This window comes from Lentisphaerota bacterium (assembly GCA_016873675.1).
In the GTDB taxonomy this organism is placed as follows: Bacteria; Verrucomicrobiota; Kiritimatiellia; order RFP12; family JAAYNR01; genus VGWG01.
Map to the genome: position 1 here is coordinate 46868 of VGWG01000007.1, position 8317 is coordinate 55184.

Here is an 8317-nt window from a genome sequence, read left to right on the forward strand (position 1 = left end):
AGCGCCTCGGGGGGGGGCGGCCATGGAACGACGGATCGGGTTTGTCGGCATCATCGTCGAGAAACGGGAGACGGCCGGACCGCTGGTCAATCGCGTGCTGGCCGACCATGCCGACATCATCCTGGCGCGCGTCGGCCTCCCCTGCCGTGAGCGCAAGGTTTCGGTGATCACGTTGGTGGTCGACGCGACCACCGATGAAATGGGCCGACTCACGGGTCGGCTGGGTCAAATCGCCGATGTGTCGGTCAAGTCGGGCCTCTCCAAATGATCCTGATACGAAAAAAGACAGGTTTGTCTATGATCACGTCGTTAATGGGATTCGGCAGGGCGCGTTCCCGAATGCGCGCGTTGATTGTGATTGCATCGATGCTGGGGTGCGTCGGCGCGTCGGCGGCGGAACGGCCCCGGATCGTGGTCGGAATCGCGCCGTTGAAATGGGTGGTCGAGTCCATCGCCAGTAATGCCGTGGAGGTTTCGGTGTTCCTGAAACCGGGACAGAACCCACACACGTTCGAGCCTTCCGGGCGCCAGGTTTCCGAAATGGCTCGCGCCTCGGCGTTTCTTTATGTCGGGATGGAAGTCGAATCGCTGCTGGCGAACCGGGTGTCGGCGCAAAATCCGAAACTGCTCTGCTGGATGGTGGGCGGATTGCCCGAGATGCCGCAGGGGCATCATAGCCACGGCCCGGACGGTGCGTGCCTGCAGATGGAGCGCGACCCGCATGTGTGGCTATCGCCGACGCAGTTAACGGACATTGCCGAACGGTGTGCGTCAGTGCTTCGCGCACTCCTGCCCGGCCAGGAGGCGGCGCTGGACGCGGGGCTGGCGAGCACCCAGAAGCGGATTCGCGAGGTCGACGCCGAAATCCGCGAGATTCTGAAGCCCGTCACGGGCCGGACGCTGCTGGTCTATCATCCCTCGTGGGGCGTGTTCGCCCGGGACTACGGCCTTGTCCAACTGATGATCGAGGAGGAGGGACGAACGCCATCAGCCAAGCACCTGGCCGGTGTCGTAGCGCGCGCCAAACAGAATGGCGTGCAGGTGCTCTTCAGCAACCCCGAGGCTCCCGAGGCGGTTGTCACGCGCGCGGCGGCCGCGCTGGGATGCCGGGTGGAGGTAGCCGACCCACTCGCGGCCGCATGGGACACCAACCTGCTGGACGTGGCGCGGCGAATCGCTGCCGCGCTGGCGTCGGAAAGGGCTCGATGAGCCGGGAGATCGGAGACGGGCAGGCGACAGGCGGCCCGGTGCTTTCGTTTGCAGGCGTCTGTTTCGCCTATCGAACGAGCGAGGCGCTGCACAACGTCACCTTCGCTGTGCCGGAACGGTCGCTGGTGGCGGTGGTGGGCCCCAACGGCGGCGGCAAGACGACGCTGCTCCGGCTGATCCTCGGATTGGAGCGTCCCCTGTACGGCACGGTGCGGGTGTTCGGCCTGGCGCCGGAGTCGGCGCGGCGGCGGGTGGGCTATGTGCCGCAGGTGCTCGCCTACGACACGCGATTTCCGGTCAGTGTCAACGACGTGGTGCTCATGGGAACCCTGGAGGGCGGCCTGGCCGGGGCGTATGGCCGGCGTGAACGGCTGGCGGCCGCTGCGGCGCTGGATCGGGTCGGGCTGGCGGCTCTGGAGCATCGCCCGTTTTCCGAGCTTTCGGGAGGCGAGCGGCAGCGCACCCTGATTGCGCAGGCGCTGGCCGGCGGACCGCAGTTGCTGCTGCTGGACGAGCCGACGGCCAGCGTGGATCCGCCGACGGCAGACCGTCTTCATGATCTGTTTGGCCAGCTTGCCGAGACGCTGACCGTCCTGTTCGTATCGCACAATCTCAGCGTGGTCACGGCGCACGCGACCCATGTGCTGTGCGTCAACCGCACGGCCGATCTGCATCCGGCGTCCGATGTCGTGTCGGAAACCTTCCGCGCCGCCTACGGCGGCGGCCGGATGGTCGTGCTTCAGCACGGCGCCTCATGCCAGGTGGTTGACGCATCGGCGGCACTGACCTCGCCGCACCATCAGTGCTCGAGCGAGGGATGCCCACAGGAGACCGAACCATGAGTCTTCTGGCCGATCTCCAGCAACATGCCTTTCTGCAATACGCCGTGGCGGCCTGTGCGCTGGCGGCGGTGGCGGCCGGCGTGGTCGGCAGCCTGGTGGTGGTGCGCCGAACCACCTACACGGCGGCGGCGGTCTCGCACTGCGTGCTCGCCGGACTGGGTCTGGCGCGGCTGCTGCAGCGGCGGTTCGACGTGGCGTGGTTCACGCCGATGCTGGGCGCGCTGCTCACCGCCTTGGCGGTGGCGGTGATGCTGGCGCGGCTGAGCGAGCGCCACGGTCAGCGGCGCGACGCGGTGTTGAGCGTCTTGTGGTCGGTCGGCATGGCACTGGGAATCACGTTCCTGGCGCTGACGCCAGGCTATCAGGAGGACTTGAATGGCTACCTGTTCGGCTCGATCCTGCTGGTCGGGCGCGGCGACCTGATCGCGATGGCGCTGCTCAATGCCGTGACCGTGGGGGTGGTGCTGCTGTTTTACAACCGGCTCGTTTGTGTGGCGTTCAACGATGAGCTGGCCCGGCTGCGCGGCCTGCGCGTCGGCTTTTATGAAGGGGTGCTGCAGGTTATCACGGCGTTGACGGTGGTGATGCTGGTGCGCGTAGCGGGGATCGTGCTGGCGGTGGCGCTGCTGACGCTGCCAGCGGCGACGGCGGGTCTGCTGACGCGGCGGCTGGGGCGGATGATGGCGGTGGCGACGCTGCTGGCGCTGGCGGTGTCGCTGGGCGGGCTGGCGCTGAGCTACGGACCGGAGCTGCCGCCCGGGGCGACGATCGTCGAGCTGGCGGCGGTGGTCTATGTGGCCGTGCTGGTCATCACACGCAACAGATCGCGCGGAGGGAGTGGACGATGACCCGACCGTTGCTGCTGGTTGAAAATCTGCACGTCCGCTTTAGGCGCGACGGGACCCTGATCCATCCGGTGCGGGGCGTGTCGCTGCGGGTCTGCACGGGCGAGTGCGTCGCCGTGGTGGGAGAGAGCGGCTGCGGCAAGAGTCTCACGGCCCTGTCCATCGCTCGCCTGCCGCCCACCGACCGGGCGGCCGTGACAGGACGGGTGGTGCTGGACGGTATCGACATTTCGGCGGGCCGTGCGGCCGAGTTGGCGAGCGTGCGCGGGCGGTGGGTGGCGTATGTGTTCCAGGATCCGGCGGGCAGCCTGAACCCGGTGATGCGGGTGGGCGACCAGATCGCCGAATGCCTGCGCGAGCTGTCTGCAGCGGCTCGGCGGGCGCGGATTGCGGACCTGCTGGCAAAGGTCGGTCTTGCCGACCCCGAATGGTGCGCACGCGCCTATCCCTGCATGCTCAGCGGCGGGATGCAGCAGCGGGTCATGCTGGCGATGGCGCTGGCTCAGCGGCCCAGACTGCTGATCGCCGACGAGCCGACGACGGCGCTCGATGTGGTGACGCAACAGGGCGTGCTCGATCTGATCGGGGCACTGGCGGCGTCAGAAGGGCTGGCGGTGCTGCTCATCACCCACAACCTCGCGCTGGTCGCGGGACGCGCCGACCGGGTGTATGTGATGTACGGCGGTCAGGTGATCGAGTCGGGGGCTGCGGGGGCGCTGCTAACGGCACCGCAGCATCCCTACACGTGCGGGTTGCTGGCTGCGGCGCCGCGCCTCGACGACCCGCCCGGCCGGCGCCTGCTCGACATACCGGGGGTCGTGCCCGGTGCCGACGCCTGGCCTGAAGGGTGCGCCTTCGCGCCACGCCATCCGCGCGCCGACGCGCGCTGCCACCGCGAACCGCCGCCCGAAACCTCGTCAGCAGACGGTCGCACCTGCCGGTGCTGGCAGAATGCGGGCTGAGGAATCGGCAGTCCGGTTGCTGCCGAGGCGTTCACCCTTGGGCACACTCAACGCGCTGGGCGTTCAACTGTTGTAGCGGCACATCGCCCGCCACACCAGATACAAGCGACTCGTTATCGATACATGAGTCGCGCCTCGCCGCCATCGATCAGGTTCTGCAGATTGAATCCCATCCCGGGCTTGCGGAGGAACAGGTCCATCAGCCCCCTGGGCTCTTCGTAGCGAATCACTCGAATGGTGTTTGTCTCCAGCAGCGAGGCGGCCAGCACGTCCACATTCTCGGCATACCCGACCTGATCGATCAAGCCCTGCTTGAGCGCCTCAGTCGCCAGAAACACGCGGCCGTCGGCGATGGCGCGCACCACCGACTCGTCCAAATTCCGCCGTTCCGCCGTCAGGGACACAAACCGGTCATGCAGGGCATCCACCACCCCTTGCAGCATGGTCCGCTGCTCATTCGTCAGCTCGCCGAACGGATTGAGGAGATCCTTGTTCGCGCCCGATTTAATGGTCACGTCGGTAATACCCAGCTTCGCGGCAAGATCGCGGATGTTGTAGCTTTGCATAATCACGCCGATGGAGCCCGTCAATGTCGTTGGATGCGCCACGATCCGGTCGGCCGCCAGCGCGATATAATAGGCGCCTGAAGCAGCGACATCGCCGAACTGAGCCACCACCACACGCCCCTGCCCCTTGCGCTTGAAGTCGAGCAGCGCCTGATACAGGATGTCGCTGGCCGTGATGCCGCCGCCGCCGCTGTCGACGTCGAGAATGATCCCGCGCACATCGGGGTCGACCGTGGCGCGCTTGATCGCGCGGAGCGCGGCGGAGGCCGTGCCGCCCTCGGAGAAAAGGCCGGGCGTGTCGAGCAGGATCAGTCCGCGCACCAGAATCCGCGCGACCTTCACCTCGCCCGAACCGCTCGACCACACCTCGACCAGGTTGGGGCGCTCGTCCGCGCCCCACTCCGTTCGTGGCGTCCGCCAGCCGGTCACGCCCGCCAGACCGTCATCGTTCCTGTTCAGGGCGAAGATCAGCGCGACGACAACCGTCAGACCGAGCCCTCCCATGATCGCGAGCATCCACAGACATCCTGTGCGGCACCCGCTGCGTTTCTGTCCCTGTTGATTCATTGTGTAGTTCCCTTTTCTATCTGCCCAGCAGCAGCAGGCGGCCGAGGAGGGTGACGGCGGCGGCCATGCCATCCAGAACCGCCAAGCCCAACGCGGAGTCGTCGATCAGCCGTCGGGTCTGGGTCACCGCCTCTACGGACGCCGCAATCAGGCTTGCGTATTGGCGATGATTGCGCCTGAGCGTCGCCCGCTGCAACGCGAAAACGGCGTTGCCGAGCGCGTTGAACTCATCCTCCAATGCGGCGACCGCCTCGGCGCCGCCCGAGGCCTCGGCCTCTTGCAGCAGTCTCACCCGATTCGAATTGTAGGCGCGGATCGCGGCCTGCGTGCTTTGCAGCAGGGTTGCTTTCGTACTCCTCATCTGCGTCACTCCTCCTGGCTTGTGCCGGTCACGGGCGCCTGTGGGAGAGAAATCCGCTCGAACGCCTCGGATGCCTGCCGCAATTTCAGTCTGATCGTGTCGGCCGATCGGACGGCCTCGTGAAATTTCTGCAGTTTGAACAGCCCCGCCTTAACCCCTGGATGGTAGGGGTCGGCGACCTTCCTCGACAGTTCATTCTCGTCAAAGTTGGACAGACGCAGTGCGAGCAGTCCCGATGCGTATTGCGTGATGTACGCCCCCTTCACGTAGTCCTCCCACGTCGGTCGCTCCCGCTTCCACAGGGTGCCGAGTTCAGCGGCGGCCCTTCCGAGAGCGGTGTGCAACCGCGCGATACGCCGGGCCTGCCAAAGCAGGGTCAGGTCGTTGGGGAGGGCGGCCGCGAGCTTCTTGAATTCAACGCTCGATGTCGTGTCAGCGGAGATCCCCTGAAGCGCCTCAACCGCCGCCGCGAAGGACTGCACGGCCTCGGCCCGGGCCGATGCCTCGCACGCGAGGCGAAGCTGCGCGGCGGACTCCTTCACCAGCCTGCAGGTGCGGACGCGGGTGTCGAGAAGATCGTTCATGGAGGCATCCGGAACGCGCGTGAAGTCCACCGAATCGGGTTGTGGGCTGACCACCACGCGCAGATAGCCCTGATTGTAGGCGCTGTCGGCCGCGACTGCGCGGAGCGCCTCGTAGGCGGTGATCGCCGAATCGGCCGCCGCCTGCACCTCCAGCGCGGTCCGGCCGGCGGCGACGCGCGTCGCTCCCGTCGCGCACCCCGACACCACCAGCGCGGCAAGCAGCGTCCAGACCACGCCACTCAAACTGAGCCGGTCACGGGGCATATCCAAATCCCGCGCCACGCGGGAAGCAGGGTTCTGTGTCAAACAATTCATGGCTTCAGTGTACCGCTCACGCACAACCGGCGCAAGCATTCCGTCGCGCCGTTCGGCGTGTCCCCTCCCCCATCAACCCCATCAGCCGGTGGGCCAGCAGAGCGGCCGTGAAGTCGGCGTGGTGCAGGCCGCGTATCGGCGCCAGTTCAACCACATCGGCGCCAACCACGCGACGTCCCGCGGCGATCCGGTCAAGCAGGAGCATCGCCTCCTGCCAGAACAACCCGCCGGGAACCGGCGTGCCGGTGGCGGGCATCACCGCCGGATCAAGCCCATCCACGTCAAAGGTGATATACACCAGCTTGGGAAATCCAGCCGGAAGCAACCGCGCCGGAAGCGGCCGCCGCGCCAGCCGTTCGGCATCGTAGGCAATCACGCCTGCCTGTCGGCGATAATCGGCCTCTTCGGCGCACAGGGCTCGCACGCCGAACTGGATGATCGGGAACCGCAGTTCGCTCACGCGGCGCATCACGCTGGCATGGCTGAACGCCGACCCTTCATAGGTGTCACGCAGATCGGCATGCGCATCGAACTGGACAAAGCCCACCGACATCCCGGCAGCCTTGAAGGCGCGGGCTGCCCCCAGCGTGACGGTGTGTTCGCCGCCAAGAATCAGCGGGGTGGCGCCTGCGGCAAGGGCGCGGGAGACGCGGGTCTCGACACGGGCGATCACCTGTTCCGGCGCACCAACGCAGGCTACCGGCTGCTGCGTGTGAATGCCCGCCCGGCCCGGCGCGAATCGGCCGTCTGAGGCCTCCAATTGCTGCGACGCGGCGAGAATGGCATTCGGTCCCGCGGCCGTGCCGCCGCCGTAGGAGACCGAGGTCTCCATCGGAACCGGGATCACATGACAGGCGGCGAGGCGGGCCGGCGCCGGCGCATATTCCGAGGCGAGGAAACCAGATGTTTTCATTGTTGCTGCTCCAACGCGTGGCCCGTCGCGGGCTCAGGTGATCGCATCCTGCGCCTCGGCCTGCTCCTTTTCCAAAGCATCCAGCCGCGTGGCGGGCTCCTCCCAATCGAGGGCCGCGAGGTGAAGGCTGTGCTGCACGCCGCGCAGCCGCCTGCTGATGTCGGCAAAGTCCGTGCCAGGCGCGGCGGCCGCAAGCAGGTCGGTCAGCGTCTTCTGCTCAATCTCCAGTGCGGCGATTTTGGCCTCCGCCTGCTCGACGCGGCGGCGCAGCTCGCGGATCTGCGGCGCCCGCTTCGCCCGCTCCTGCGCGCGCACGCGGCGGAGGTCTTTTGAGGATAGCCCTCCACTGGCAGCGCTATCCGCCGCCGTCTCATTCGCCGTCTGCCGCATCTCTCCCGCCGTCTTCTCGCGATAATAGTCGTACCCGCCTGGAAAACGCCGCACGCCGGCCGGGGAGATCTCGATGACCGATGTGGCCACGGCGCGGACAAACGCCACATCGTGGCTGACCAGACAGACCGTGCCGTCATAGGCGCCGAGCGCCTGTTCGAGCGTGCGGCGGCCGTCGAGGTCGAGGTGCGTCGTCGGCTCGTCCAGCAGCAGAAAGTTTGGCGGGTTAAGGAACAGGCGCAGAAACGCCAACCGGATTTTCTCGCCGCCGCTGAGGACGCCGCACGGCTTACCGACATCGTCCGCCGAGAACCCGAAACTGCCGAGTCGCGAGCGCAAATCCCGCTCCGTGGCTGCGGGCGCGGCGCGCTTGGCCACCTCCAGCACCGAGACTTCAGGCGGAATCGTCTCGGCGAACTCCTGGGACTGATAGCCGGGCAGAACCTTGTGGCCGACGATCACCTTGCCCGTATCGGGCTGGCGGACTCCCGCGATCAGGCGCAGCAGCGTCGTCTTGCCCATGCCATTGTAGCCGATGATTGCGACCTTGTCGCCCCGGCTGATCGCGAGGTCGACCCCGTCAAGCACCCGGTGTACGCCATCATACGAGAAGGAAACCCCCTCCAGCCGCACCACCTCGGCGCCGCAGTGGGGTGCCGGCGCAATCCGCAGGTAACCGGCGGACTGGCTCCGCTTGGGCAGGCGGATCTCCTCGATCTTCTCCAACTGCTTCACCCGGCTCTGCGCCTGGGACGCCTTGGAA

The 8317-nt window shown here is 66.9% G+C and carries 10 protein-coding genes; 5 read left to right on the forward strand and 5 right to left on the reverse strand.

The window, feature by feature from the left end:
- Positions 1-22 precede the first annotated feature (22 nt).
- Genes FJ222_02130 through FJ222_02150 form a run of 5 tightly spaced genes read left to right on the forward strand, consistent with a single transcriptional unit; the run spans position 23 to position 3858 of the window.
- Complete coding sequence (locus FJ222_02130) at positions 23-268, forward strand: CopG family transcriptional regulator (GenBank protein ID MBM4163231.1); 246 nt, start codon at positions 23-25, stop codon at positions 266-268.
- Entirely contained in the window at positions 265-1209 is a 945-nt protein-coding gene (locus FJ222_02135; protein ID MBM4163232.1) for a hypothetical protein, read from the forward strand. Before FJ222_02130 ends, FJ222_02135 begins: the two co-directional genes overlap by 4 nt.
- Positions 1104-2051 carry an ABC transporter ATP-binding protein gene (locus FJ222_02140; protein ID MBM4163233.1) on the forward strand — a complete coding sequence of 316 codons (948 nt, stop codon included), beginning with the start codon at positions 1104-1106 and terminating at the stop codon, positions 2049-2051. Before FJ222_02135 ends, FJ222_02140 begins: the two co-directional genes overlap by 106 nt.
- Positions 2027-2899, forward strand: a complete 873-nt coding sequence (locus FJ222_02145; GenBank protein ID MBM4163234.1) for a metal ABC transporter permease — start codon at positions 2027-2029, stop codon at positions 2897-2899. The genes FJ222_02140 and FJ222_02145 overlap by 25 nt, the downstream gene beginning before the upstream one ends.
- Complete coding sequence (locus FJ222_02150) at positions 2896-3858, forward strand: ABC transporter ATP-binding protein (GenBank protein MBM4163235.1); 963 nt, start codon at positions 2896-2898, stop codon at positions 3856-3858. Before FJ222_02145 ends, FJ222_02150 begins: the two co-directional genes overlap by 4 nt.
- A gap of 113 nt (positions 3859-3971) precedes the next feature.
- Here the strand turns inward: FJ222_02150 and sppA are convergent, their stop codons facing one another.
- The 5 genes from sppA to FJ222_02175 form a co-directional block, all read right to left on the reverse strand.
- Positions 3972-5063: a signal peptide peptidase SppA gene (gene sppA / locus FJ222_02155; protein ID MBM4163236.1), complete on the reverse strand. Its 1092-nt coding sequence runs from the start codon at positions 5061-5063 to the stop codon at positions 3972-3974.
- Positions 5008-5352, reverse strand: coding sequence for a hypothetical protein (locus tag FJ222_02160; GenBank protein ID MBM4163237.1), 345 nt, complete (start codon positions 5350-5352; stop codon positions 5008-5010). Before FJ222_02160 ends, sppA begins: the two co-directional genes overlap by 56 nt.
- Before the next feature lie 5 nt (positions 5353-5357).
- The gene (locus FJ222_02165) at positions 5358-6251 is read right to left on the reverse strand and encodes a hypothetical protein (GenBank protein MBM4163238.1); all 894 of its coding nucleotides are present in this window, start codon (positions 6249-6251) and stop codon (positions 5358-5360) included.
- Positions 6252-6267: 16 nt separating this feature from the next.
- Positions 6268-7164: an agmatinase gene (speB, locus tag FJ222_02170; protein MBM4163239.1), complete on the reverse strand. Its 897-nt coding sequence runs from the start codon at positions 7162-7164 to the stop codon at positions 6268-6270.
- 33 nt (positions 7165-7197) lie between these two features.
- Positions 7198-8317 (reverse strand): ABC-F family ATP-binding cassette domain-containing protein (locus FJ222_02175; protein ID MBM4163240.1); only part of this gene is annotated, 1120 nt, incomplete at its 5' end.

What these genes read in the sequence shown, in the direction of transcription:
- FJ222_02130 (MBM4163231.1), top strand. Translation starts at nt 23, where the DNA reads ATGGAACGACGGATCGGGTTTGTCGGCATCATCGTCGAGAAACGGGAG.
- FJ222_02135 (MBM4163232.1), top strand. Translation starts at nt 265, where the DNA reads ATGATCCTGATACGAAAAAAGACAGGTTTGTCTATGATCACGTCGTTA.
- FJ222_02140 (MBM4163233.1), top strand. Translation starts at nt 1,104, where the DNA reads ATGCCGGGTGGAGGTAGCCGACCCACTCGCGGCCGCATGGGACACCAA.
- FJ222_02145 (MBM4163234.1), top strand. Translation starts at nt 2,027, where the DNA reads ATGCCCACAGGAGACCGAACCATGAGTCTTCTGGCCGATCTCCAGCAA.
- FJ222_02150 (MBM4163235.1), top strand. Translation starts at nt 2,896, where the DNA reads ATGACCCGACCGTTGCTGCTGGTTGAAAATCTGCACGTCCGCTTTAGG.
- sppA (MBM4163236.1), bottom strand. Translation starts at nt 5,063, where the DNA reads ATGGCATGGCCGCCGCCGTCACCCTCCTCGGCCGCCTGCTGCTGCTGG.
- FJ222_02160 (MBM4163237.1), bottom strand. Translation starts at nt 5,352, where the DNA reads ATGAGGAGTACGAAAGCAACCCTGCTGCAAAGCACGCAGGCCGCGATC.
- FJ222_02165 (MBM4163238.1), bottom strand. Translation starts at nt 6,251, where the DNA reads ATGAATTGTTTGACACAGAACCCTGCTTCCCGCGTGGCGCGGGATTTG.
- speB (MBM4163239.1), bottom strand. Translation starts at nt 7,164, where the DNA reads ATGAAAACATCTGGTTTCCTCGCCTCGGAATATGCGCCGGCGCCGGCC.